Below are 22819 nucleotides of genomic sequence, written 5' to 3'. Positions count from 1 at the left end.
CCCATCCGGCTTTCTTCTGCGGCGGCATCGTGTAACCTGCGCTCGCGGCGCGCCGCCGCCCGGCGCGCGGGCTCCGCGCAGGTTCGATTCCTGGAAGCGACGATGAGGCTGGACTTCCAGACACTCTACCTGATCATCCTGCTCAACTCGCTCTGCTATTGCGTGATCTGGGCGGGCTTCGCCTATGTGCACCGGGACATTCCCGGCGCCCGCTGGTGGCTCGGCGCGGCTGTCATGACGACCCTTGGCGGCTTGCTCATGTCCGGCGACGGCACGCCCTGGGGCCGCGCCTTCATGATCATGGGGAATGCGGTGGTGGTCGCGGGGTTCGTGCTGGTGTGGCAGGGCATCCGCGAGTTCCACGGCTTCCGCACGCGCCTGCGCACGGGCGCGTTCATCGTGGCCGGGGCAGTGGCTGCGGGCCTCCTGGCGGGCGACACGCGGGCGGGGCAGAACGTGGCCTATGCCGGCAGCCAGCTGGTGCCGCTGGCCTTGTCGTTCCTGGTGCTCTGGCGGTGGGGCCACGGCATGTTCGGCACGCGGGTGGCGGCGGCCGGCATCCTCATCGCCATCGCGGGCCAGGCCACCGAGGCCGGCTTGAACATCCTGCGCCTTCTCGGGCGGCTTTCCGATGCGGGCTATTATCAGGTCGCCGCATATCTGCTGCTGGCCGTCATCGTGGGCGCGGGCTTCTGGTATCTGGGCTTCCTGCTGATGGCGGTGGACCGGCTGCGCCTGAAGCTCGCCCGGCTCGCGACTTCCGATCACCTCACCGAGCTGCCGAACCGGCGCCACTTCCTGGAGGCGGCGCAGGAGGCCTTCGGCCGGGCGCGGGCCGAGCGGCAGGCGCTGGCGGTGCTCCTGATCGACCTCGACAATTTCAAGGGCGTCAACGACCGGCTGGGCCATGCCGCCGGGGATGCCTGCCTGCGTCACTTCTCCGCTTTGTGCGCGGTCTGTGCCGGGCCACGGGGCATGGCGGCCCGGTTCGGCGGCGATGAGTTCGCCATGCTGATCGACGACCCGCTTCCCGGCGAGGCGGCAGAGGTGGCCGCGCGGCTGGTGCGGCTGGTGGCCGAGGCGCCGCTGCACTGGCGCGGGCACTCCATAGGCCTCACCGCCAGCGTGGGGGTCGCGATGGCGGATGGATCGGGGCCGGGCACGCTGGACCAGCTGATCGAGGCTGCGGACCGCGCCCTCTACGAGACCAAGGACTCCGGGCGCAACGGCTTCACGCTGGGCGGCGGGGCGCTTGCGGCGATGCCGGCGGGCGCCTGAGCGCGCCTTCGGCGGGCCCGGCGGCTCACCCCACCTCCCCGTTTTCCCACCGGGGCCGGGCGGGCTTCGCCGGAATGCCGCACGGGCTCGCCCGACATCCGTGAGGCGAGGCCGCCGGCCCCTGGCCTCAGTCCCGCCGGGCGAGGGAGCGCAGGAAGCCCTGGTATTCGTCCGTCAGCTCCATCTCCACCGCCGGCGCCATCTTCAGCAGCATGTTGGCGATGAAGGCCTGGTCGTTGCGCGGGTCCTCCAGCAGCTCGCGCAGCAGGGGCACGTTGTCCTCGATGTGGGCCATGAAGGCGATGCCCTTTTCCTGGGTCTCGGTCCACTTCTCCCGCGTCCACCTGGCGAGCGGGAACATGATCTCGCTCACGAAATTGGACTTGCGGGCCTTCTCGAAGAAGCGCAGCCCCGCGTTCCAGTTCTCCTTGGCGCGCATGGGGGGCGGGGGAATGTCGCCGGCCAGCATCTTCTTGCCGGCCTGGCCCACGAAGTCCTCGAGCGTCTGCGGCGCGTCGATCTGGGCGCGGAAGTGCCAGAGGGCGAAATTGCCCGGATATTCCTTGCCCATGGCTTCCACGAGCGCGCCCTCCACCTTGTCCACGGCGGCCTTGTCGCCTTTCAGCGCGGCGGTCATGGCGAAGGCGAACACCGTGTCGTTGCCCACGTTGTGCACGCCGCCGGTGGCGAGCTGCGCCGGCGTGAGGGCGGGCGTGCGGCCCTCCACCGGGGCCACCGGCTCGCCCGCGCGCTGGGCCATGATGTAGGCGGTGATCTCCAGCCACGGCATGTAGCTGGCGATGAAGGCGTCCGGGTCCACGTGCACGATGGCGAGGTTGAGGGGCATCTTGCGCTTCTGCAGCTCGGCCATGTCGGTCATGGAAATCCCCTGAAATACTGGAATGAACGGTTCGACGAAACGCGCGCGGGCGCGGGACGCCCGCCGCCGCGCGTCGCCTTCGCGACAGCGCGCGGCCCAACGATTTGTCGCAGCAAGAAGAATGCCAGGGAGAGGGGAGGGGCCCCGCGCCGATGCGGCGGGTGGCCGGGCGCTCAGTCGGCGACCGCGAAGCGCCCGCCGGCCACCACATAGACCGCGCCCTGGCGCACCGGCAGCACCGCCGCCTCGCCGGAGGGCATGCCCGCCAGCACATGCAGCGCCGCGCGGATGACGCCGCCGTGGGTGACGATCACCGCATCGCCCGTCAGCGTCTCGATGGCGGCGAGCACCCGGCGCGAGAGGTCCACATAGCTCTCGCCCTCGGGGGGCACGAAGGTCCACGGCTCGCGGTCGCGCCGGCGCACGGCGTCGAAATCCCGGCGCCGCAGCTCGGGCCAGGTCTGCCCCTCCCAGCGGCCGAAGGAGAGCTCGGCCAGGCGGATGTCGGTGGCGAAGTCGTGGGCCGGCAGGTCGAGGCTGGTGCGCAGGATGCGCATGGTCTCGGTGGCGCGCACCAGCGGGCTCGATACGAAGGTGAGCTGCTCCGCCGGCCCCGCGAGCTGGTGCAGCACGCGCCCCACGCGCCCGGCCTGGATGCGGCCCAGGGCATTGAGGGGCACGTCGCGCCGGCCCTGCAGGCGGCCCGCCACGTTCCAGTCGGTCTCGCCGTGGCGCACCAGGAAGAAGCGGCGCGGGGCCTCGTGAGCGGCGGCGGGCGGAGGCGATTCGGTGGAGGCTGCGGCGGAGGTCATGGCCGGCGCCCTGCCGGCAGGGTCGTGGCGCGTGAGCGCGCGCACGGCGATGCGGAGTGCCCCGCGCCGCGCGCCATCGTCTCGCCCCCGCTGGCGGCCATCAGCGGGCGGGCACCGGCACGACGTGGTCGTACCACGCGCCGAGGGAGGGGTAGGTCACGCGCAGGGTCACGCTCTGGCCGGAGGCGCGGCGGCCCTTGAAGAAGACCACGGCGCCCTTGGTGGGCCGCCCCAGGCAGGGCGTGGTGGCGCCGCCATCGGTGCCGGTGATGGTGAAGGGCGCGTAGGCCACGCTCACCTTGGCGCCGGGCGGGGCGGAGACCACGTTGATGGTGGGCACCTGGCTCTGCTGGCAGTTGTAGTCCACGGTGCCGGCGGCGAAGATCGCGCCCTTGGGCAGGCGCGCGCCCGGGCCCATGCCGGTCATGTAGGAATAGCCAGAGTAGCTCGGAGTCACGTAATCGGGGAAGAAGGCGCCGCCGGGGCCGAGGATGCGGTCCCGCAGCGGGTATTGCTGGAGCGTCGGCAGGCTCTGCGCCGCGGCGCCGGTCGCCCCGATCGCGAGCGGCAGCACGAGGGTGGCGAGGGCGAGGCGCAGGGCGGTCCGCATGTCAGGTCTCCTGTCGGCGCTGGCCGCGGGGCGGCTCAGTCACGCACCAGCGCCAGGTCCGGCGCATCGGGATGCTTCATGCCGACGATATGATATCCGGCGTCCACATGGTGCACCTCTCCGGTCACACCTCGCGACAAATCGGACAGCAGGTACACGCCCGTGTCACCCACCTCGTCGGTGGTGACGGTGCGGCGCAGGGGCGAGTTCAGCTCGTTCCACTTCAGGATGTAGCGGAAATCGCCGATGCCGGAGGCGGCGAGCGTCTTGATGGGGCCGGCCGAGATGGCGTTCACGCGGATGGCCTTGGGGCCGAGGTCGGCGGCGAGATAGCGCACCGAGGCCTCCAGCGCCGCCTTGGCCACGCCCATCACGTTGTAGTGGGGCATCCACTTCTCGGCGCCGTAATAGGTGAGGGTGAGGAGCGAGCCGCCGTCCTTCATCAGCTTTTCCGCCCGCTGCGCGATGGCGGTGAAGGAATAGCAGGAGATGAACATGGTCTTGGTGAAGTTGTCGGCGGTCGTGTCCACATAGCGGCCGTCGAGCTCGTCCTTGTTGGAGAAGGCGATGGCGTGGACCAGGAAGTCCAGCTTGCCGAACAGCCTCTCCGTCTCGGCGAAGACCGCGTCGATGGTCTCCGGCTCGGTCACGTCGCAATGGCCCACGAGGTGGCCGCCCAGCTCGGCGGCGAGGGGCTCCACGCGCTTCTTCAGCGGCTCGCCCTGGTAGGTGAGCGCGACCTCCGCCCCCTGGGCGCGTGCCGCCTTGGCGATGCCGTAGCCGATGGAGCGATTGTTGGCGACGCCCAGAATCAGCCCGCGCTTGCCCTTCAGGAGACCGCTCGCGAAACCGTCCGTCGCCATTTGCCCGCACTCCACATTCTCAAGCCGTTGATGCCGCACGGGCCGGCGCCGCTTGCGCGGGGCACCCTGTGGCCGGCTTCCTATGGCATGGGGCCATCCACCGTTCAAGCGAACAGGGCTGAACTTGGCACTTGCATCCCGGAGAAAGAGCATGCTAGGAGCAGCGCCCTGGGCACGGAGTGTAGCGCAGTCTGGTAGCGCACCACGTTCGGGACGTGGGGGTCGCAGGTTCAAATCCTGCCACTCCGACCAGTGCCTCAGGTTTCCGGCGCACCAGTCGCCGGATCTCGAAGGGAGCGCCGCACCTAAGGGTGTCGGGCTCACCGGGACCGCAAGGTCCTCCGCCGTTGGCGGTCAGGCTTTGGCCGAACTGTTTCCTTCATTTCTTCGCTGGTGTCGTTCGCATACGGCAGCGGCGCGCTCGCGCGAATCATTCCTCCTGCCGACTCCTGCCGGCGGTGGAAGATGATGATTCGCTGCGGATGATTCGAATCGGGCGCGCAGCCTGTCCGCTTCCGAGGCTGATTCGCGCGTGCCGCAGGCGAGCCTGAGGCTGCCTCAGAAGATCTTCAAGCGCTCCTGGAGCGCTTCGGCGGCGCTCTCTTCGGCCTGCTCCTGCCGGTCCAGGCGGTCGAGGCGATCGAAGATTTCCCGAAGCCGTGCTTCCACGCGCATCATCCACAGCAGCGCGACGACGGTGACGATGGCGAAAAATGCGGTCGTCATGGCCACATCCTCATGTTCCGGAGCGCGCGGGCGGCGGCTCCAACGGTCCACGAAAACAATGCTGCGCCAAGTACGCCGGCGTATGAAAGCAAGGTTGCAACAAGTGGCGCCTGCCAGCAATCGCCTTTTGGGCGGTGGTGGCCGTGTCCTTCTTTCGCGGGGGCCCTTTGCGCCGTCCGGCGGGCTTTAGGCGATCTCCAGGCGCCAGCCGGAGGAGAGGCTGTAGCGCATGGGCGCGAAGCGCCGCCACAGGCGCGTCATGTCGTCGATGGAAAGCGCCTCGGCGCCGAGGCGCGCGTGGAGGCCGGCCGGCGCGGGCTCCGGCAGGTGCAGGCGGGTGGCGGCCGCCGCCATGTCGTCGGCCTCGATGCGGGGGCGGGCGAGAAGCGCAGCGCTCGCGTGGCCCATCAGGCGGTGCACGTCGAGGTCGGTGGCCGCGAAGGCGCCGATCAGCAGCCGCAGGCGCCAGCGCGGCTCGGCGGTGGCCGCGGGGTCGCGCCCGGCGATGTCGTGGAGATGCACGAACAGGCCGTGCTCCGGCCCCTGCCAGGGGGAGCTGACGCGCACCACCGGCTCACCGGGCAGGCGCGCCATGGCATCCTCAAGAAGGCCGCGCAGGGCCTCCAGGGCGATGGCGGGGAGATCGGGCTGGGCCATGGCGTCGTCCTTTCCCCGGAGGGTGCCCCCTTTCATTGAAACGGGGGAGACCCTCCGGCCGCTTACGTTGACACGTTTCCTGCGCGCGAACCGGTTTCCGCCGCGCTCCAGAGCGCCCTGGGGGTCAGCAGCGGGAGCGCAGGCGCCATGCGGCCAAGGCGAACAGGCCGCACGCCGCCGCCGCGAAGAAGGCGAGCCCATGCGCGTGAACCTGCATGGAGATGCCCGCCCCGAGCGGCCCCACCAGGGCGCCGAGGCCCCAGAACAGCCCGCTCACCGCATAGATGCCCACCAGATCGCCGCCCTTGAAGCGGGCGCCGACGATGGTGATCATGATGGTGTAGATGCCGACGAAAGCGCCACCCCAGGCGAACAGCAGGGCATAGGTGGCGAGCGCATGGCCGAGCGCCAGCGGCCACACCGCCGCCCCGAGCGCGGAGGCCGCCGCGAGCGCAATCACCAACCGCCGCCGGTCCATGATGTCGCCCAGCCAGCCGATGGGGAGCTGCAGCAGGATGGCGCCCACCATCATCACCGACATCAGCCGCGTCGCCTCCATCTCGCCCCAGCCGAGGCCCATGGCGTAGAGGGCGAGGAAGGAGAGGCCGGCGGTCTCGATGGCGGCATTGAGCGCGGTGGCGCCCAGCGCCAGCGGGGCGAGGCGCAGATAGTGCACGGGCGAGCCCACGCTCGGCTCATCGAAATGCGGCGCCGGCACCCGCGGCGAGGCCACGAACGCCGCCGCCGCGAGGCAGATCGCCGCCCCGAGCGCATAGGGCAGGACGCCCTCAGCGCCCACCAGCGAGAGGATGAGCGGCCCGAGCGCGAGGCCGATGGAGAGGGCGGCGGTGTAGGCCGCCATGGCGCGGGCGCGGGTGCTGTCCGTGGAGAGGGCGTTGATCCAGGTCTCGGAGGTCACGAACAGGGCCTCGGCCGCCATGCCCAGCACCAGGCGCAGCGGAAACCACAGCCAGACCGTGGGCATGGCCGGGAACGCCACCAGCGTGAGCGCCGAGATCGCCACCGCGCCGATGATGACGCGCCGCGCCCCCAGCCGCCCGACGATGCGCGGCAGCAGCATGGCGATGACCAGCACGCCCACCGCATGCATGGCGGCGTTGAGGCCGATCAGCGTTTCCGAGAGCCCGTGCTGAGCGAGCCCCAGCGCCACCAGCGGCGCGCTGAGGGAGTAGGTGAGCCCGAACACCGCCGCGGTGGCGATCACCGCCCCGCGCGCCAGCAGGTGGCCTTCCCCTCCGCCGGGAAGGAGCGGGGCGGTTTCGGCGGCGGTGTCCGGGGCGGTCATGGCAGGCTTCCTTCGGGGGCGGCGGCGCGGCGGGGGCGCAGGCGGCGCAGGAAATCGGCGAGCCGGGCGAGGAAGGAGCGCTCGCCCGGCTCCACGATGCGCTTCAGGGTGCGGGCGTAGTCGAGCACCAGGCCGGGGGTCCAGCTCATGCTCTGGGCGCGCGAGCGGATGTAGGCGGCGGCCCACAGGTCCGGGTTCAGCAGCAGCATGGCGAGGCGCAGCCACGGCATGCGGGTGGCGAGCGCCCCCTCCAGGGCCGAATCGAGCGCCGCCGCCACCGCCACCGAGCAGTTGCGGTTGGTGAGGTTGTAGGTGTCGTCCTGCCGGTAGCCGGCCCAGTAGGCGCGCAGGCGGCGGGTGTCGTAGGTGTGGAAGTCCACCCTCTGGTCCGCCTCGCACCAATTGGCGGATTCCTGGGCATAGGACGGCTGGAAGCGGCCGCGCACGTTGTTCTCGGCCGAGGCGCGCAGGCGGCGGGTGAATTCCGAGGCGCCGGTCTCGATCTCCTGCGCCGGATAGTGGCTGATGTAGAGATCCGGCCCCAGCTCCAGCGCCGAATGGCCGGTGGAGATGGAGCCCTCGGTGTCCACGGCGGCGATGTAGCGGTCGATCAGCGGGCGGCGCTCGCGCACGTCGGCGGAGCCGACGGGGGTCCACACCCGCACCGTCATGGGCTCGGCGTGGCGCTCGGGGCGCGAGGGCGTGGCGCTGTCGTCGTCCACCAGCACCGGGGCGTTGTCGTACCAGTCGCGGGCGCCGAACACCGGTAGCGCCAGGATCGCCACCTCGTCGAGGTGGGTGCGCAGCATCAGGGCGGTGCGCAGCACCACCCAGCCGCTCAAGATGAGCAGCAGGCTCATGCACACCGGCACGTTGTAGCGGTGCGGCATGGGCCAGTCGGCGACCACCAGCGCGGCCAGCACCACCTCGGCGGCGCCGACCGCCGCCATGATGCGCCAGCGCGGGAAGCGCACCACCCAGGAGGAGAGGATGCGCGCCGCCCCGTCCACGACGAAGGCGAGGCCGAACAGGATCGCCACCGCGGTGTCGTTGCGCAGGGGCAGGTCGATGATGAGGATGCCGAGCGCCAGCAGCAGCAGCGAGCGGGCGATGGTGAACACCCGCCCCGCCGGGCTGGGGCTGGCGATGCCGATGAACAGGCCCAGCAGGCCCTCGAACAGCAGCACGTAGCCGAACAGCTCGGCGGCGATGCTGACGGTGCCGTCGAAAAGGTCGGAGATGATGAGGGCGGCGAGCGCGAACAGCGCCAGCGCGACGATGAGGAGAACCCACCACCGCCGGCGCAGCGCGCGCGCGCCGACGAGGATGAACGCGAGCTGCACCATGGGGCCGCTTCCAGGAAGAATCTTCAGCGAGGCCGCGGAGGATGCTCCGGGGCACCGGCCGGGCGCAATGGCGAAATGCGCCCGGCCGCCATCGTTTCAGCTCACAGCACGGTGCCGTGCAGGAACATCCAGGCCACCGAGAAGTAGATGACGATGCCGGTGACGTCGACCAGCGTGGCGATGAAGGGCGCCGAGGCGGTGGCCGGATCGAATCCCAGGCGCTTCAGCGCGAACGGCAGCAGGGAGCCGGCCATGGAGCCGAAGGTCACGATGCCGACCAGCGAGGCGCCGATGGTGACGGCCAGCAGCTTCCAGTACTCGCCATAGTCGAAGATGCCGGCTTCCTGCCAGACCACGATGCGGATGATGCCGATGACGCCGAGGATGGCGCCGAGCACGATGCCCGTGGGCAGCTCGCGGATGGCGACCCGCCACCAGTCCTTCAGCGTCACGTCGCGCAGCGCGAGGGCGCGGATGATGAGCGAGGTGGCCTGCGAGCCCGAGTTGCCGCCCGAGCTCATGACCAGCGGGATGAAGAGGGCGAGCACGATCGCCTTCTCCAGCTCGTCGGAGAACACCTGCATGGCGGAGGTGGTGAGCATTTCCGAAAGGAAGAGCACGCACAGCCAGCCGGCGCGCTTGTGGATCATCTTGAAGAAGGAGATGTCGAGATAGGGCTCGTCGATGGCCTCCATGCCGCCCATGCGCTGGACGTCCTCGGTCTGCTCCTCGATCATCGCGTCGATGACGTCATCCACCGTCACGATGCCGATGATGTGGCCGGTGGTGTCCACCACCGGGATCGCCAGGAAGTCGTACTTGGAGATGGTGCGCGCCACCTCCTCGCGGGAGAGGGTGGGGGAGACGGTGATGGGCGCGTAGGGCTGCGCCACGGTGAGGATGTTGGCCTCCGGCGCGCCGGAGATGAGGCGGCGCAGCGTTACCGTGTTGATGAGCCGGCGGGTGGCCGGGTCGAGCACGTAGATGGCGTAGACCGTCTCGCGCGAGCTTTCGACGGCACGCACGTGGTCCAGCACCTGCTGCACGGTCCAGTCGGCGGGCACGCTGACGAACTCCGTCGTCATCAGCGAGCCGGCCGTGCCCTCGGGAAACGTGAGCAGGTGGTCGATGGCGGTGCGGGTGTCGACGCTGAGGCCGTTGCGCAGGCGGGCGCGGGCCTCGTCGTCCACCCAGCGCAGCACGTCGGCGGCGCGGTCGGCGGACATGCCTTCCAGGATGGAGACGGCCTTGTCCTGGGGCAGGGCCTCGATCACCTCGCAGGCATCGTGGAACTGCGGCTGGTCGAGCACCTCCACCGCCCAGGCGAGCGGCATGGCGGCGACCACGTCGGTCGCTTCCTCCACCTTCTTGGCGTTCAGGAACTCGACGATATCGGCGACGTGCTCATGGCCGAGGCGGCCGACCAGCGCGTTAGACGCGGTGCCGGCCATGGCATCGGCGTTGATCTTGCCCACGTTCATCCCATTTCTCCCCCGTAGAACGCCACTCTCGGCCGGCTCGGGACCTCGCCTTCGGCATCGGAGCCCGCCGCGGCGCGAATGCCCGCGCGGCAAGGCCCCGACCTTCTCTAATCTGCCGTTGATGACAGTATGAAATCACCACCGCCGGCGGTTCAGGCGGCGTGGAAGTCCCCGTCCTCCCGCAGCACCTCCAGCCGGCCGGTGGCCACGCCGAAATAGGCGCCGTGCAATCCCAGGTCCCCGGCGGCGACGCGCTCGCGCACCCAGGGGAAGGAACCGAGGTTGGACAGCGAGAGTTTCACGCAGCACTGCTCGCAGAAGCGCGCGCGCTCGGTCGCCGGCAGGTCCGCTTCGGTGGTCATGCGGCGGGCGGGCTCGGCGATCTTCATCCAGCTCGCCACGAAGTCCTGAGCATTGGGAGGGGCGCCTTCCAGGAGCGCATGGACGCCGCCGCACTGGGCGTGGCCCATCACCACCACATGCTTCACCTTCAGCACCCGCACCGCGAACTCGATGGCGGCGGAGGTGCCGTGGTAATTGGCATCGGGCTGGTAGGGCGGCACCAGGTTCGCGACGTTGCGCACCACGAACATCTCGCCGGGGCCGGCATTGAAGATCATCTGCGGGTCCACCCGGCTGTCGGAGCAGGCGACCACCAGCGTCTCCGGCTTCTGCCCCTTGGCAGCGAGCTGCTCGAACACCTGCTTGCGCTCCGGCCAGGCCACCTCCCGGAAGCGCTTGTAGCCCGCGATCAGTTCATCCACCGCGTTTCTCCTCACGTCCTCGTGTCCCGCGCACGGAAAGCCGGCGCGGCGCGCGCGTCAAGGCCCGGTGTGACAAGTTTTTCCTTTCCCGTGCGGGAGGATGGGCGCCGCCGCCGAGGCCGGAGGTGGGCTCCGGTGGCGGCGATGCGCAGGGATCGTCATGGCGATGATTTGTGCAACTGCCTGGATGATGGGCTGGTGTGAGGTATTTAGGTATGTATTCGCCTGCCGCGGGCCCGGCCGGGCGCGCGATTCCCCCCATGCCTGCCCGCTTCCGGTTGCGCGCCCGGCGCTTGGCATGGCCCTTGCTGTTTGGGCATGCCCGGACCGTTGAACGGCAGGGCGGGGAATGGCCAGAGGGAGACGGGCATGCGCCGTTTGTTCGAGAGGGCGGGCAGGGGACTGAGGCGGCTTGCCGCCGTGACGGCGCTGGCGGGCGCCACGGCCGGCACGCTGGCGGGCGCGGGCGGCGCCGCGCGGGCCGAGGACACCATCAAGGTCGGCATCCTGCATTCCCTGTCCGGCACCATGGCCATCAGCGAGACCACGCTGAAGGACGTGATGCTCATGCTCATCGAGGAGCAGAACAAGAAGGGCGGCGTGCTCGGCAAGAAGCTGGAGCCGGTGGTGGTGGACCCCGCCTCCAACTGGCCTCTGTTCGCCGAGAAGGCCCGCGAGCTCATCACCAAGGACAAGGTTTCAGCGGTGTTCGGTTGCTGGACCTCGGTGTCGCGCAAGTCCGTGCTGCCGGTGTTCAAGGAATTGAACAACATCCTCTTCTACCCCGTGCAGTATGAGGGCGAGGAGAGCGAGCGCAACGTGTTCTACACCGGCGCCGCGCCCAACCAGCAGGCCATTCCGGCGGTGGACTACCTCGCCAACGAGGAGAAGGTCGAGCGCTGGGTGCTCGCCGGCACCGATTATGTCTACCCCCGCACCACCAACAAGATCCTCGAAGCCTACCTCAAGTCCCGTGGGGTGAAGGACGAGGACATTATGATCAACTACACGCCGTTCGGCTATTCCGACTGGCAGACCATCGTGTCCGATATCAAGAAGTTCGGCTCCCAGGGCAAGAAGACGGCGGTGGTCTCCACCATCAACGGCGATGCCAACGTGCCCTTCTACAAGGAACTCGCCAACCAGGGCGTGAAGGCCACGGACATTCCGGTGGTGGCCTTCTCCGTGGGCGAGGAGGAGCTCGCCGGCATCGACACCAACCCGCTGGTGGGCCACCTCGCGGCGTGGAACTACTTCATGTCCATCGACACGCCGGAGAACAAGGAATTCATCGCCAGGTGGCTCGCCTTCACCAAGAACCCGAAGCGGGTGGTGAACGATCCCATGGAGGCGCACTACATCGGCTTCAACATGTGGGTGAAGGCGGTGGAGAAGGCCGGCACCACCGACCCCGACAAGGTGATCGCGGCGCTGCCGGGCATCCGGCAGGCGAACCTCACCGGCGGCATCTCCGAGATGCTTCCCAACCACCACATCACCAAGCCCGTCTTCATCGGCGAGGTGGAGGCCAATGGCCAGTTCGACGTGGTGTGGAAGACCAAGGAGCTGATCCCCGGCGAGGCGTGGTCGCGCTACCTGGAAGGCTCCAAGAACCTGGTGGCCGACTGGGTGAAGTACAATTGCGGCAACTTCGACACCGTGAAGAACGTCTGCCTCGGCTCCGCCGCCAAATGACGGGCGCCGCTTGAGCATCCGCGCGCCCGCCGTCGCCGTCATGGCGGTTGCGGGCGCGCGCGTCATTCGCCTCGGGTGATTCCGGCCGGCCTCCCGGTGGGGGCGGGCCGCGTGGAGGCGAGGGGCTTCTTCCGCAAAGCAAAGCTCTCGGCCGCGCGGAAGGGCTTCACACCCGGCCCTCTCCCCCCAGCCCGGGGAGAGGGCGCGCAACGGCCGAAAGGCCGCATCCCTCCACCCCGCAGCGGCGCCACGGCCCCGCCGCGCGGGGTGGGCCGGGGCGGCCCCTCCGGTTCCAGTCCCCGGCTCCAGTCCTGGGTGATTCCACCATGCGCCTTTCCGTCCCGCGCCTTCCGTCCCGCCCCGCCCGATCGCTCCGCGCCGCTTCGGCGCCCTGGATGCGGGCGATGCTGGCGGCCGTTCTCCTCCTGTGCGCGGCGCTGGCTGCGCCCGCCGCGCGGGCCGAGACGGCGCCGGACCTCTCCGCCACCGTGGCCCGCTTCGCCAACGACAGCTATTCCGACACCGCCGACGCCCTTGCCGCCCTTGCCGCCACCGGCAGCGCGCGGGCGGCGGCCATCGTGGCGGCGCTGGCGGACGGGCGGCTGCTGTTCGATCCCGCCACCAGGGCGGTCTTCATCCGCACCCCGGCGGGCGCGCTGGAGGAGGCCGCCACCGGCGCCCCCGTGGCCGCGCCCCCGTCGGGCCTTTCCCCGGTGCGGGCCAACAACCGGGTGCGCCGCGCCATCGAGGCGGCGGCCGGCGCCCTCTCCCTGCTCGATCCCGACCCGGCGAAGCGCCGCGAGGCGGCCGCCGCCGTGTTCAAGTCCCGCGATGCCGCGGCGCTCGCCACGGTGGAGGCCGCCCTCGCCCAGGAGAAGGTGCCGGACGTGCGGGCGGCGCTGGGCGAGGCCCGCGCCGCCATCCTCATCGGCAAGACCGACGCGCCGGAGGCGGAGCGGCTGGCGGCGGTGAAGCTCATCGCCGCGCGGGGCGACCAGGAGGCCCTGGGCCTGCTGCGCACGGTGCCGGCCACCGCCCCCGCCGCGGTGACGGCCGCCGCCGCCCAGGGCATCGACGCCATCGCGCGCAGCCTGAAGCTGTGGTCGGTGGCGCAGAACGTCTGGTACGGCCTTTCCCTGGGCTCGGTGCTGCTGCTGGCCGCCATCGGCCTCGCCATCACCTTCGGCGTCATGGGCGTCATCAACATGGCCCATGGCGAGATGGTGATGCTGGGCGCCTACACCACCTTCGTGGTGCAGAACGCCATCCGCACCTCGGCGCCGCACCTGTTCGACTGGTCGCTCGCCATCGCCCTGCCGGCGGCGTTCGTGTTCACCGGCCTCGTGGGCATCCTCATCGAGCGCACGGTGATCCGCTTCCTCTACGGCCGCCCGCTGGAAACGCTGCTGGCCACCTGGGGCGTCTCGCTCATCCTGCAGCAGGCGGTGCGCTCCGTGTTCGGCCCCACCAACCAGGAGGTGGGCGCCCCCTCGTGGATGTCCGGCGCATTCGAGCTGGGGCACCTCTCCATCACCTGGAACCGGCTCTGGATCATCGTGTTCGCGCTGCTGGTGTTCGCGGCGCTGCTGGTGGTGCTGAAGCGCACGCCGCTCGGCCTCTATGTGCGGGCGGTGACGCAGAACCGGCGCATGGCGGCGGCCATGGGCATCCGCACCGGGCGCATCGATGCGCTCACCTTCGGCCTCGGCTCCGGCATCGCCGGCATCGCCGGGGTGGCGCTTTCGCAGATCGACAACGTGAGCCCGAATCTCGGGCAGGGCTACATCATCGATTCGTTCATGGTGGTGGTGTTCGGCGGGGTGGGGAACCTCTGGGGCACGCTGGTGGGCGCCTTCACGCTCGGCATCGCCAACAAGCTGCTGGAGCCTTTCGCCGGCGCGGTGCTGGGCAAGATCCTGCTGCTGGTGGCCATCATCCTCTTCATCCAGAAGCGCCCGCGCGGCCTGTTCGCGCTCAAGGGCCGGGCGGTGGAATCATGAGGGGCATCATCGACCGCACCGGCGGCATCTTCCTCGTTCTCGTGCTGGCGGCGGCGGTGCTGGTGCCCGCCTCGAACCTGCTGCTCTCCCCCGCCAATCCGCTGCATGTGCCGGACTACATGATCCCGCTCATCGGCAAGTACCTGTGCTACGCGCTGCTGGCGGTGGCGGTGGATCTGGTGTGGGGCTATTGCGGCGTGCTCTCGCTGGGGCACGGCGCCTTCTTCGCGCTCGGCGGCTATGCCATGGGCATGTATCTCATGCGCCAGATCGGCCCGCGCGGGGTCTATGGAAATCCGGTGCTGCCGGACTTCATGGTGTTCCTCAACTACAAGGAACTGCCCTGGTTCTGGCTGGGGTTCGACTGGTTTCCCTTCGCCATGCTCATGGTGCTGGCGGTGCCGGGGCTGCTCGCCTTCGTGTTCGGCTGGCTCGCCTTCCGGTCACGGGTCACGGGCGTGTACCTCTCCATCATCACCCAGGCCATGACGTTCGCGCTGATGCTGGCCTTCTTCCGCAACGATATGGGCTTCGGCGGCAACAACGGCCTCACCGATTTCAAGGACATCCTGGGCTTCTCCATCCAGGCGCCGTCCACGCGGATCGTGCTGTTCGTGGCCTCGGCGCTGGCGCTGGCGGCGGGCTATCTCGTCTGCCGCGCCCTCGTCACCTCCAAGTACGGCAAGGTGCTGGTGGCGGTGCGCGACGCGGAAAGCCGCACGCGGTTCCTCGGCTACCGCGTGGAGAACTACAAGCTCCTCGCCTGGACCCTCTCGGCCATGCTGGCGGGGGTGGCGGGGGCGCTCTACGTGCCGCAGGTGGGCATCATCAATCCCGGCGAGTTCGCCCCCGCCCAGTCCATCGAGATGGTGATCTGGGTGGCGGTGGGCGGTCGCGGCACGCTGGTGGGGGCGGCGCTGGGCGCGCTCATCGTGAACGCGGGCAAGACCTGGTTCACCGGCGTGCTGCCGGAGGCGTGGCTGTTCGCCCTCGGCGCGCTGTTCGTGGTGGTCACGCTGTTCCTGCCCAGGGGCGTGCTGGGGCTGTGGTCGCAGCTCTCCGGGCGCCTGAGGCGGCCGGCGCCCGCCGCCCCCTCGCCTACGCCCGCGGAGTGAGCACCATGGGCCTCACCCCCCTCAACGCCCGGCCGCTCGCGGCCAAGTCCCTCGCCGGCGCGCCCCTGCCGGGCACCATCGCCGCCCCGCCGCCGGAGGTGGTGAAATCCCCCGGCGCGCTCTCGCTGGAGGCGGACGACGCGCTGTTCGCCGCCGCCCGCCCGCCGCGCGATCCGCAGGCGCTCACCTCGGCTCTGCTCTATCTCGATGCCGTCACCGTCTCCTTCGACGGCTTCCGCGCGCTCAATGCCCTTTCGCTCGTGATCGGCGAACGGGAGATGCGCGCCATCATCGGCCCCAACGGCGCCGGCAAGACGACCATGATGGACGTCATCACCGGCAAGACCCGGCCCAATGCGGGCACCGCCTTGTTCGCCGGCGTGCACGACCTCACGCGCCTCGACGAGGCGGCCATCGCGGAGCTGGGCATCGGCCGCAAGTTCCAGACCCCCACCGTGTTCGACATGCACACGGTGGAGGACAACATTCTGCTCGCCGTGAAGGCCGACCGGCGCGCCTTCGCCAACATCTACTGGCGCCGCACCGCCCACGAGAAGGCGCGGGTGGACGAGCTGCTGGAGCGCGTGCGCCTGAAGGACCACCGCGCCCGCCGCGCCGGCGACCTCTCCCACGGGCAGAAGCAGTGGCTGGAAATCGGCATGCTGCTGGCCCAGGAGCCGCGCCTGCTGCTGGTGGACGAGCCCGCCGCCGGCATGACCGACCAGGAGACGGCGGACACGGCGGTGCTGCTGAAGGAGATCGCCCGCACGCGCGCCGTGGTGGTGGTGGAGCACGACATGCAGTTCGTGCGCGACCTCGACGTGAAGGTGACCGTGCTGCACGAGGGCTCCGTGCTGGCCGAGGGGCCGCTCGACCAGGTGAGCGCGGACCCGCGCGTCATCGAAGTCTATCTGGGGAGGTGAGGGCCCATGCTGAAGGTGGAGAACCTCGACCTCTATTACGGCGCCGCGCTGACGCTGAAGAAGGTCTCCCTCACCGCCGAGGCCGGCAAGGTCACCTGCGTGCTGGGGCGCAACGGGGTGGGCAAGACATCGCTGCTGCGGGCCATCGTGGGCCAGCGGCCCATCGCCGGCGGCGCCATCACCCTTGGCGGGGAGGACATTTCCCGCCTGCCGACGCCGGAGCGTGCCGCGCGCGGCATCGGCTTCGTGCCCCAGGGGCGGGAGGTGTTCCCGCTGCTCTCGGTGAAGGAGAACCTGGAGACCGGCTTCGCGCGCCTCGCGGCCAGGGACAAGTTCGTGCCCGATGAGGTGTTCGAGCTGTTCCCGGTGCTGAAATCCATGCTGAGGCGGCGCGGCGGCGATCTTTCCGGCGGGCAGCAGCAGCAGCTCGCCATCGGCCGCGCGCTGGTCACCCGCCCGCGCCTGCTGCTGCTGGACGAGCCCACCGAGGGCATCCAGCCCTCCATCATCAAGGACATCGGCCGCGCCATCTCCTACCTGCGCGGGCGGGGGGACATGGCCATCGTGCTGGTGGAGCAGTATTTCGAATTCGCGCAGGAGCTCGCCGACACGTTCATCCTCATGGACCGCGGCGAGGTGGTGGCGTCTGGCGACAGGAGCGGACTGGATGGAGACGACGTGCGCCGCCTGATGGCCATCTGAGGAAAGCCGGCCATTTGAAGGGGCGCGGCGCCAGTCGCTGAGGAGGCCGCAGATGCCCGCCGGGATGCCCCGCGCCGCCTATGCGCAGATGTTCGGCCCACGGTGGGCGACAAGGTGCGGCTCGCCGACACCTCACTCTTCATCGAGGTGGAGAAGGACTTCACCCGCCACGGCGAGGGAGTGAAGTTCGGCGGCGGCAAGGTGATCCGCGACGGCATGGGCCAGTCCCAGGTGGCGAACGCCGACGGCGCCATGGATACCGTCATCACCAACGCCGTCATCCTCGACCGCTGGGGGGTGGTGAAGGCGGACGTGGGCCTCAAGAACGGGCGCATCGCCCGCATCGGCAAGGCCGGCAACCCGGATGTGCAGGACGGGGTGGACATCATCATCGGCCCCGGCACGGAGATCATCGCGGGGGAGGGCAAGATCCTCATCGCCGGCGGCTTCGACAGCCACATCCACTTCATCTGCCCGCAGCAGATCGAGGAGGCGCTGGCCTCGGGCGTCACCACCATGCCGGGCGGCGGCACGGGGCCGGCCACGGGCACCTTCGCCACCACCTGCACGCCGGGGCCCTGGCACCTCTCGCGCATGATCGAGGCGGCCGACGCCTTCCCCATGAACCTCGCCTTCGCCGGCAAGGGCAACGCCTCCCTGCCCGGCGCGCTGGAGGAGATGGTGCTGGCCGCCGCCGCCGCCATCGACTGCTGCCTCTCTGTGGCGGACGCCATGGACGTGCAGGTGATGATCCTCACCGGCACGCTGAACGAGAGCGGCTTCGTGGAGGACACGATCGCCGCCTTCAAGGGCCGCACCATCCACGCCTTCCACACGGAAGGGGCCGGCGGCGGCCACACGCCGGACATCATCAAGGTGGCGGGCCTGCCGAACGTGCTGCCCTCCTCCACCAACCCCACCCGGCCCTATACCCGCAACACCATCGACGAGCCTCTCGACATGCTCATGGTGTGCCACCACCTGGACCCCGAGATCGCCGAAGACCTCGCCGTCGCCGAGAGCCGCATCCGCAAGGAGAGCATCGCGGCGGAGGACATCCTGCACGATCTCGGCGCGCTCTCCATGATGAGCGCGGACTCACAGGCCATGGGCTGTGTGGGCGAGGTCATCATCCGCACCTGGCAGACGGCGGACAGGATGAAGCGCCAGCGCGGCGCCCTGCCGGGCGAGGCGGGCAACGACAACCGGGGCCGTTGGTATAAGCTGCCATCGGGCGAGAACCCAGGAGGATGAGATGATCCGCGCCACCACTGTTGTCCGCCGCCCCGCCGTCCGCGACGAGCGGGTCGCCGACGAGCTGACCCTCGACCACCAGGCCCGGCATCGCCGCCGCTTCGCCTTCACGGCCGACGGCGGCCTCGCCTTCCTGCTCGACCTCGACAAGGCCGCCGTGCTCGACGACGGTGACGCCGTGAAGCTGGAGGACGGCCGGCTGGTGCGCGTCAGGGCTGCGCCGGAGCGGCTGGTGGAGGTGCGCACCGCGAGCCCCCTGCGGCTGCTGAAGGTGGCGTGGCACCTCGGCAACCGGCGCGTTCCGGCCGAGATCACGGAAGACGCCATCTATTTCGCCGAGGACCATGTGCTGGTGGAGATGGTGCGCGGGCTCGGCGCCGCCACCGCGATCGTGGAGCGCCCCTTCCGCCCCGAGAAGGGCGCCTATGCTGCTGCGGCCGCCCATGGGGGGCATGAGCACGCCGGCCACGATCACGATCATCACGCGCACAAGGAGGCGCATGTGCACGGCCCCGGCTGCGGGCACGATCACGGCCATGATGACCACAAGCACGGCCATCACGAGCACGCGCACGCCCATGTCTCGCACGGGGAGGCGCATGAGCATGGGCCGGGCTGTGGGCACGATCACGGCCACGATGACCACAAGCACGCGCATGGCCATCATGCGCATGAGCACGCTCATGGCGCGCACGAGGAAGCGCATGTGCACGGCCCCGGCCCCGGCCCCGGCTGCGGGCACGACCACGGCCACGACGACCACAAGCACGGCCATCACGAGCACGCGCACGCTCACGGCGCGCACGAGGCGGCGCACGCGCACGGGCCGGGCTGCGGGCATGACCATGGCGACGAGCATGCGCACCACGAGCACGGCCCCGGCTGCGGCCACGATCACAAGCATGGCTGACGCCGCCGGGCCGGATGCGCCGTTGCCCGCTGCTGCGGACGGTGGCGCGGCCCTCGGCCTGCTGCCCCTGTTCGTGTGGCTCTCCCCCGGATTTCCGGTGGGGGCCTATGCTTATTCCCACGCGCTCGAATGGGCGGTGGAAGGCGGGCGACATCACCGGCTCCGGTGATCTGGCGGCGTGGCTCGAAGACCTGTTCACCTGCGGCTTCGTGCTGCGCACCGATGCCATCCTCCTCGCCCAAGCCCAAGCCCAAGCCCCTGCCCAGGCGGCGGCCGCCGCCGGGGCGGGCGAGACGCTCGCGGATGTGAACGACCTCGCGGTGGCGCTCGCGCCCTCGGCCGAGCTGCGGCTGGAAACGTGCCCGCAGGGGCGCTCCTTCCTCGATGCGGTGATGGCGGCGTGGCCGGCGCCGGGCCTCGCGCCCGCCCTGGCGCCGGAGGCGGCTTATCCCGTGGCGGTGGGGCTCGCCTGCGCCGCCCACGGCCTGCCTCTGGTGGCCGGCGCTCGAAGCCTTCCTGCTGGCGATGGCGCAGAATCTCGTCTCGGCGGCGGTGCGCCTCGCGCCCATCGGCCAGACCGCCGGCACGCGGGTGGTGGCGGGGCCGGCGCCCGCCGCGCGGCGGCTGGCGGCCGAGGCGCCGGGCCTCACCCTCGACGATATCGGCGCCGCCACCTTCCGGGCCGATCTCGGCAGCTTTCGCCACGAAACCCAGTATACGAGGCTGGTTCGCTCATGAGCGCGTCCAAATCTCCCCTGCGCGTTGGCATCGGCGGGCCGGTCGGCTCGGGCAAGACGGCTCTGATGGAAGCCCGCTGCGCGACCGCTATGACATCTGCGCCGTCACCAACGACATCTGCACCAAGGAGGACGCGCGCCTGCTGACCGTGGCCGGCGCCCTGCCGCCCGAGCGCATCCTGGGGGTGGAGACCGGCGGCTGCCCGCACACCGCCATCCGCGAGGACGCCTCCATCAACCTGCGCGCGGTGGCGGGCATGCAGGCGCGCTTCCCCGGCCTCGACCTGGTGCTGATCGAATCGGGCGGCGACAACCTCGCGGCCGCCTTCTCGCCCGAGCTCGCCGACCTCACCGTCTACGTGATCGACGTGGCGGGCGGCGAGAAGATCCCGCGCAAGGGCGGGCCGGGCATCACCCGCTCGGACCTTCTTGTGGTGAACAAGACCGATCTCGCCCCCCTGGTGGGCGCCGACCCGGATGTGATGGAGCAGGACACCATCCGCATGCGGGCCGGGCGGCCTTATGTATTCTCGGCCATCCGCAGCGGGCGCGGGGTGGCGGAGGTGGCGCGCTTCATCGAGGCCGCCGGTGGACTTGGGGCGGCCTGAGGCGGCGCTGTCAATCCGCAGTCATGGGGCGCAGCTAGTGCTGCATGCACAGGCAAGGCCGTGTCGAGTAGGAGTGCCCCATGCGTTTGGCCGACTTGAGCATCCGCACGAAGCTCGTGCTGGCTGCGGGTGCGCTGTGCACGCTTTCCATGCTGATGGTGGCGGGCGTCAGTCTCTGGGTCACGGCGGAGGCCGCGACGCGTGACGCCCAGGCCCGCGCCCAGGCGCTGCTCGGCGAATATGCGCAGACCATCGCCAGCCGCATGGGCCGCGCCATCGTCATCGCCGAGACGGGCGGCCTCGCGGTCGAGGGGCTCGTCAACGGCGGCATGGCGGACCGCGACGCCCTCGGCGCCCTGATGCGCCGCATGGTCACCGGCAATCCCGACCTCGTGGGCATGACGCTCGCGTTCGAGCCCGACGCGCTCGATGGGCGGGACGCGGATTTCACGGAGCACCCCTTCTCCGATGCCAAGGGCCGCTTCGTGCCCTACTTCTTCCACAAGCCGGACGGCTCGGTGGATGTCGAGAAGCTGGTGATGACCAAGGAGGCCGGCACCGAGGGCTGGTATGACAGGCCGGTGCGGGAGAACCGCGCCCTCGTCACCCCGCCTTATGATTATCCGGTGGATGGCAAGAGCGTGCTGATGACCACCACCAGCGTGGTCGTGCACCGCGCCGGCAAGCCCATCGGCATCGTCACCACCGACCTGCCGCTCACCGGCATCACCCGCTTCGTGCAGAAGCTGCGCCCCTTCGGCGACGGGCGCGTGACCCTGGTGGGCACCGACGACCTCTGGATCGCCAACGACGACGCCAATCTCCTGGGCAAGGCGGTGGAAGACCCCGCCCTGCGCGCCCTGGTGTTGCGCGCCAGGGCCGGCGAGGCGGCGGAGGCGGAGCTGCGCGATGGCGCCGGAAGCTGGTCCGTGCGGGCCACCGCCGTGAGCCTGCCGGGCGTCAGCGAGCGCTGGGTACTGGTGATGAGCGTGCCCCACGCCACCTTGTTCGCCGCCGTGGCCGAGACCCGCAACACCCTGCTGCTCACCGCCGCGGTGACGCTGGCGGTGGTGCTGGCGCTGGTGTTCTTCGGCGCCCAGGCGCTGGCGCGCCCGATCCAGCGCATGACGGCGCGGATGCGCCAGCTCGCCGGCGACGACACCTCCATCTCCGTGGACGGCATGGACCGCAAGGACGAGATTGGCGAGATGGCGCGGGCGGTGGACGTGTTCCGCCTCAATGCCATCGCCCGCAAGGAGCACGAGGAGGCCGTCGCGCGCGCCAACGAGGCGCGGATGGCCCGGCAGGCGCGCATCGACGCGCTCATCGGCGGCTTCCGGCAGAGCGCCACCACCGTCATCGACGAGGTGGGCCGCGCCATGGGCGATCTCGATGTCGTTTCCGGCGAGCTGACCGGCGCGGCCGAGACCAGCCGCCTTGACGCCGCCTCCGCGCAGCAGAGCTCCGAGCGCGCTTCCGGCAACGTGCAGGCGGTGGCCGGCGCCGCCGAGGAGCTGAGCGCCTCCATCCGCGAGATCGCCCAGCAGATCGCCCGCACCTCCCAGATGGTGGCGAAGGCCACGCAGGGCGCCGGGGTGGCGAACGGGAAGGTGGCGGGCCTCGCCACCGCCGCCGGCCGCATCGGCGAGGTGGTGGGCCTCATCGAGGCGATCGCGCAGCAGACCAACCTCCTGGCCCTCAACGCCACCATCGAGGCGGCGCGGGCCGGGGACGCGGGCCGCGGCTTCGCCGTGGTGGCGGCCGAGGTGAAGGAGCTGGCCGGACAGACCGCCCACGCGACCCAGGAGATTTCCCAGCACGTGGCCGCCATCCAGGGCGAAACCACGGAGGCGGTGGCCGCCATCGGCGCCATCCTGGCCCAGATGGAGGAGGTGGAGCATTTCGCCACCGCCATCGCCGGCGCCATCGAGGAGCAGACGGTGGCCACCACCGAGATCAGCTCGAACATCGAGAGCGCGGCCTCGGGCACCGGCCAGGTGGCGCACGACATCGGCCGGCTGAACGTGGCCGTCACCGGCACCAGCACCTCGGCGGCGCGGGTGCGCGACGCCTCCCGCACCGTGGGCACGGTCACCACCCGCCTCGACACCGAGATCGACGGGTTCCTCCAGCAGGTCGCGGAAGCCTGAGG

Annotated in this window: 20 protein-coding genes, 1 tRNA gene and 3 pseudogenes; 14 read left to right on the top strand and 10 right to left on the bottom strand. The window is 70.4% G+C overall.

The window, feature by feature from the left end:
- The first annotated feature begins 102 nt into the window (after positions 1–102).
- Entirely contained in the window at positions 103–1278 is a 1176-nt protein-coding gene (locus V5F75_RS18145) for a GGDEF domain-containing protein (RefSeq protein WP_394035296.1), read from the top strand.
- A gap of 127 nt (positions 1279–1405) precedes the next feature.
- On the opposite strand, the gene V5F75_RS18140 is transcribed toward V5F75_RS18145, so the two are convergent.
- The 4 genes from V5F75_RS18140 to fabI form a co-directional block, all read right to left on the bottom strand.
- Positions 1406–2158, bottom strand: a complete 753-nt coding sequence (locus V5F75_RS18140; protein WP_394035294.1) for a hypothetical protein — start codon at positions 2156–2158, stop codon at positions 1406–1408.
- Between the two features lie 173 nt (positions 2159–2331).
- On the bottom strand, positions 2332–2970 hold the full coding sequence (locus V5F75_RS18135) for a histidine phosphatase family protein (protein ID WP_394035292.1): 639 nt from the start codon (positions 2968–2970) through the stop codon (positions 2332–2334).
- A 100-nt stretch (positions 2971–3070) separates the two neighbouring features.
- The gene (locus V5F75_RS18130) at positions 3071–3580 is read right to left on the bottom strand and encodes a hypothetical protein (protein ID WP_394035290.1); all 510 of its coding nucleotides are present in this window, start codon (positions 3578–3580) and stop codon (positions 3071–3073) included.
- A 35-nt stretch (positions 3581–3615) separates the two neighbouring features.
- Positions 3616–4443: an enoyl-ACP reductase FabI gene (gene fabI / locus V5F75_RS18125; RefSeq protein WP_394035288.1), complete on the bottom strand. Its 828-nt coding sequence runs from the start codon at positions 4441–4443 to the stop codon at positions 3616–3618.
- Positions 4444–4618: 175 nt separating this feature from the next.
- Between fabI and V5F75_RS18120 the strand changes: the two genes are divergently transcribed.
- Positions 4619–4695, top strand: a tRNA-Pro gene (locus V5F75_RS18120).
- A gap of 306 nt (positions 4696–5001) precedes the next feature.
- On the opposite strand, the gene V5F75_RS18115 is transcribed toward V5F75_RS18120, so the two are convergent.
- The 6 genes from V5F75_RS18115 to V5F75_RS18090 all read right to left on the bottom strand — a co-directional run bounded on the left by V5F75_RS18115 (position 5002) and on the right by V5F75_RS18090 (position 10723).
- Positions 5002–5169 (bottom strand): hypothetical protein, encoded by a 168-nt coding sequence (locus V5F75_RS18115; RefSeq protein WP_394035286.1) that lies wholly within the window; start codon positions 5167–5169, stop codon positions 5002–5004.
- A 186-nt stretch (positions 5170–5355) separates the two neighbouring features.
- Positions 5356–5826 (bottom strand): Pvc16 family protein, encoded by a 471-nt coding sequence (locus V5F75_RS18110; RefSeq protein WP_394035284.1) that lies wholly within the window; start codon positions 5824–5826, stop codon positions 5356–5358.
- Positions 5827–5950: 124 nt separating this feature from the next.
- Positions 5951–7132: an MFS transporter gene (locus tag V5F75_RS18105; protein WP_394035282.1), complete on the bottom strand. Its 1182-nt coding sequence runs from the start codon at positions 7130–7132 to the stop codon at positions 5951–5953.
- Positions 7129–8478 carry a protease gene (locus V5F75_RS18100; protein ID WP_394035280.1) on the bottom strand — a complete coding sequence of 450 codons (1350 nt, stop codon included), beginning with the start codon at positions 8476–8478 and terminating at the stop codon, positions 7129–7131. The genes V5F75_RS18105 and V5F75_RS18100 overlap by 4 nt, the downstream gene beginning before the upstream one ends.
- Before the next feature lie 101 nt (positions 8479–8579).
- A complete protein-coding gene (mgtE, locus tag V5F75_RS18095) occupies positions 8580–9959 on the bottom strand; it encodes a magnesium transporter (protein ID WP_394035278.1) in 1380 nt (459 codons plus the stop codon).
- A gap of 152 nt (positions 9960–10111) precedes the next feature.
- On the bottom strand, positions 10112–10723 hold the full coding sequence (locus tag V5F75_RS18090; RefSeq protein ID WP_394035276.1) for a carbonic anhydrase: 612 nt from the start codon (positions 10721–10723) through the stop codon (positions 10112–10114).
- Between the two features lie 369 nt (positions 10724–11092).
- On the opposite strand from V5F75_RS18090, the gene urtA reads away from it, so the two are divergent.
- The 12 genes and pseudogenes from urtA to V5F75_RS18030 all read left to right on the top strand — a co-directional run bounded on the left by urtA (position 11093) and on the right by V5F75_RS18030 (position 22817).
- The gene (gene urtA / locus V5F75_RS18085; RefSeq protein ID WP_394035274.1) at positions 11093–12418 is read left to right on the top strand and encodes an urea ABC transporter substrate-binding protein; all 1326 of its coding nucleotides are present in this window, start codon (positions 11093–11095) and stop codon (positions 12416–12418) included.
- A gap of 404 nt (positions 12419–12822) precedes the next feature.
- On the top strand, positions 12823–14418 hold the full coding sequence (gene urtB / locus V5F75_RS18080; RefSeq protein WP_394035272.1) for an urea ABC transporter permease subunit UrtB: 1596 nt from the start codon (positions 12823–12825) through the stop codon (positions 14416–14418).
- Complete coding sequence (gene urtC, locus V5F75_RS18075) at positions 14415–15533, top strand: urea ABC transporter permease subunit UrtC (protein ID WP_394035270.1); 1119 nt, start codon at positions 14415–14417, stop codon at positions 15531–15533. The genes urtB and urtC overlap by 4 nt, the downstream gene beginning before the upstream one ends.
- A gap of 5 nt (positions 15534–15538) precedes the next feature.
- Complete coding sequence (gene urtD / locus V5F75_RS18070; RefSeq protein WP_394035268.1) at positions 15539–16456, top strand: urea ABC transporter ATP-binding protein UrtD; 918 nt, start codon at positions 15539–15541, stop codon at positions 16454–16456.
- Positions 16457–16462: 6 nt separating this feature from the next.
- A complete protein-coding gene (gene urtE / locus V5F75_RS18065) occupies positions 16463–17158 on the top strand; it encodes an urea ABC transporter ATP-binding subunit UrtE (RefSeq protein ID WP_394035266.1) in 696 nt (231 codons plus the stop codon).
- Positions 17159–17210: 52 nt separating this feature from the next.
- Positions 17211–18364: pseudogene (locus tag V5F75_RS18060) on the top strand (urease subunit alpha); the annotation flags it as partial.
- Positions 18365–18413: 49 nt separating this feature from the next.
- A complete protein-coding gene (gene ureE, locus V5F75_RS18055) occupies positions 18414–19322 on the top strand; it encodes an urease accessory protein UreE (RefSeq protein WP_394035264.1) in 909 nt (302 codons plus the stop codon).
- Entirely contained in the window at positions 19315–19491 is a 177-nt protein-coding gene (locus V5F75_RS18050) for a hypothetical protein (RefSeq protein ID WP_445329413.1), read from the top strand. Before ureE ends, V5F75_RS18050 begins: the two co-directional genes overlap by 8 nt.
- Positions 19430–19762 (top strand): annotated as a pseudogene (locus V5F75_RS18045) (urease accessory UreF family protein); the annotation flags it as partial. The gene V5F75_RS18050 and the pseudogene V5F75_RS18045, both read left to right, overlap by 62 nt.
- Positions 19763–19847: 85 nt before the next feature.
- The gene (locus V5F75_RS18040; RefSeq protein WP_445329414.1) at positions 19848–20060 is read left to right on the top strand and encodes an urease accessory UreF family protein; all 213 of its coding nucleotides are present in this window, start codon (positions 19848–19850) and stop codon (positions 20058–20060) included.
- Positions 20057–20667 (top strand): annotated as a pseudogene (ureG, locus tag V5F75_RS18035) (urease accessory protein UreG). The gene V5F75_RS18040 and the pseudogene ureG overlap by 4 nt, the downstream one beginning before the upstream one ends.
- An 80-nt stretch (positions 20668–20747) precedes the next feature.
- Positions 20748–22817 (top strand): methyl-accepting chemotaxis protein, encoded by a 2070-nt coding sequence (locus V5F75_RS18030; protein ID WP_394035262.1) that lies wholly within the window; start codon positions 20748–20750, stop codon positions 22815–22817.
- Positions 22818–22819: the final 2 nt, after the last annotated feature.

Origin of the sequence: Xanthobacter albus, from assembly GCF_043194895.2 — a bacterium.
In the GTDB taxonomy this organism is placed as follows: Bacteria; Pseudomonadota; Alphaproteobacteria; order Rhizobiales; family Xanthobacteraceae; genus Xanthobacter.
This window is presented reverse-complemented; position numbering and strand designations above follow the sequence as displayed.

Coding starts and splice junctions, on each gene's coding strand:
- urtE (WP_394035266.1), top strand. CDS start 16,463: ATGCTGAAGGTGGAGAACCTCGACCTCTATTACGGCGCCGCGCTGACG.
- urtD (WP_394035268.1), top strand. CDS start 15,539: ATGGGCCTCACCCCCCTCAACGCCCGGCCGCTCGCGGCCAAGTCCCTC.
- V5F75_RS18040 (WP_445329414.1), top strand. CDS start 19,848: ATGGCGCAGAATCTCGTCTCGGCGGCGGTGCGCCTCGCGCCCATCGGC.
- urtA (WP_394035274.1), top strand. CDS start 11,093: ATGCGCCGTTTGTTCGAGAGGGCGGGCAGGGGACTGAGGCGGCTTGCC.
- V5F75_RS18110 (WP_394035284.1), bottom strand. CDS start 5,826: ATGGCCCAGCCCGATCTCCCCGCCATCGCCCTGGAGGCCCTGCGCGGC.
- V5F75_RS18115 (WP_394035286.1), bottom strand. CDS start 5,169: ATGACGACCGCATTTTTCGCCATCGTCACCGTCGTCGCGCTGCTGTGG.
- V5F75_RS18030 (WP_394035262.1), top strand. CDS start 20,748: ATGCGTTTGGCCGACTTGAGCATCCGCACGAAGCTCGTGCTGGCTGCG.
- V5F75_RS18105 (WP_394035282.1), bottom strand. CDS start 7,132: ATGACCGCCCCGGACACCGCCGCCGAAACCGCCCCGCTCCTTCCCGGC.
- V5F75_RS18140 (WP_394035294.1), bottom strand. CDS start 2,158: ATGACCGACATGGCCGAGCTGCAGAAGCGCAAGATGCCCCTCAACCTC.
- fabI (WP_394035288.1), bottom strand. CDS start 4,443: ATGGCGACGGACGGTTTCGCGAGCGGTCTCCTGAAGGGCAAGCGCGGG.
- V5F75_RS18135 (WP_394035292.1), bottom strand. CDS start 2,970: ATGACCTCCGCCGCAGCCTCCACCGAATCGCCTCCGCCCGCCGCCGCT.
- mgtE (WP_394035278.1), bottom strand. CDS start 9,959: ATGAACGTGGGCAAGATCAACGCCGATGCCATGGCCGGCACCGCGTCT.
- urtB (WP_394035272.1), top strand. CDS start 12,823: ATGCTGGCGGCCGTTCTCCTCCTGTGCGCGGCGCTGGCTGCGCCCGCC.
- V5F75_RS18130 (WP_394035290.1), bottom strand. CDS start 3,580: ATGCGGACCGCCCTGCGCCTCGCCCTCGCCACCCTCGTGCTGCCGCTC.
- ureE (WP_394035264.1), top strand. CDS start 18,414: ATGATCCGCGCCACCACTGTTGTCCGCCGCCCCGCCGTCCGCGACGAG.
- V5F75_RS18100 (WP_394035280.1), bottom strand. CDS start 8,478: ATGGTGCAGCTCGCGTTCATCCTCGTCGGCGCGCGCGCGCTGCGCCGG.
- V5F75_RS18145 (WP_394035296.1), top strand. CDS start 103: ATGAGGCTGGACTTCCAGACACTCTACCTGATCATCCTGCTCAACTCG.
- V5F75_RS18050 (WP_445329413.1), top strand. CDS start 19,315: ATGGCTGACGCCGCCGGGCCGGATGCGCCGTTGCCCGCTGCTGCGGAC.
- urtC (WP_394035270.1), top strand. CDS start 14,415: ATGAGGGGCATCATCGACCGCACCGGCGGCATCTTCCTCGTTCTCGTG.